1 protein-coding gene is annotated in these 867 nt (G+C 43.4%); it reads left to right on the forward strand.

Annotated elements, in window-relative coordinates; translation table 11 throughout:
- Positions 1-319 (forward strand): GIY-YIG nuclease family protein (locus tag E1163_RS29260; RefSeq protein ID WP_221418107.1); only part of this gene is annotated, 319 nt, incomplete at its 5' end.
- Between the last annotated feature and the right edge of the window lie 548 nt (positions 320-867).

Raw genomic sequence — 867 nt, forward strand, 5'->3', positions numbered from 1 at the left:
CCTGACGCAAGTCGGGCTTTTTTGTTTTTGGGCCATTATGTATAGTGTATATATTCTATATTCAGAGAAGCTTTCCAAATTTTACATCGGCTATTCGTCTAATGTTCTTTCCCGTCAGGATTACCACAACTCAGAAGCCAATGTTATATGGACTTCGAAAGGGAAGCCATGGCAGGCATATTTTGTAATAAGCGATTTATCAGAGTCTCAGGCTATTCGCATTGAGAAGCATATAAAAAAGATGAAATCGCGTAAGTACATAGAGAATCTAAAGAAATACCCTGAGATAGTAGAGAAGCTAAGAGCGCGCTACATTTAGAGCGGCTGATCCCGATAGCTATCGGGATAGGTCCTTGGTTCGAGCCTAAGAGGGGGAGCAGAAGCCTGACGGAAGTCGGGCTTTTTTGTTTTTGCGCGGTTTTTGCCTTTCTGGATGTGGTTTTCTAAGCTTCCAAGTGGCAGACTCTCTTTTCTAAATGGCAAAACACCGGGTAAAGCGTAAAACCTGTGGAGTAAATGGATTGGGGAGTAAACAAGTAAAGTGAAACTTGCCACTGAAAATCAGTAAACCGTGCTTATTGTTATATTATAATAGTTTGCCGATTGCTATTAACAACTGTCTGTCAGCAAAGAGGTAAAAATTTCAAGGTCTCCCCAGAAATTCAGCTTGATCCAAAACACCCCTGTAGTCCCCTCAAGGGGACAGTTTGGGACAGTGCGTCTTTGATTCTGCGTAGTCATTTGGTCGGTAATCTATAACACCCATCGAACGTCCCTGGCATAACTCTTTCATAAAAAACTAGCTACCAAGTCCTTAAGCCGCACTATTCCTCCCTCGAGGGAGGTGGCCGTAGGCCGGAGGGTGTT

The organism is Fulvivirga kasyanovii, from assembly GCF_009711405.1.
Classification (GTDB): Bacteria; Bacteroidota; Bacteroidia; order Cytophagales; family Cyclobacteriaceae; genus Fulvivirga; species Fulvivirga kasyanovii.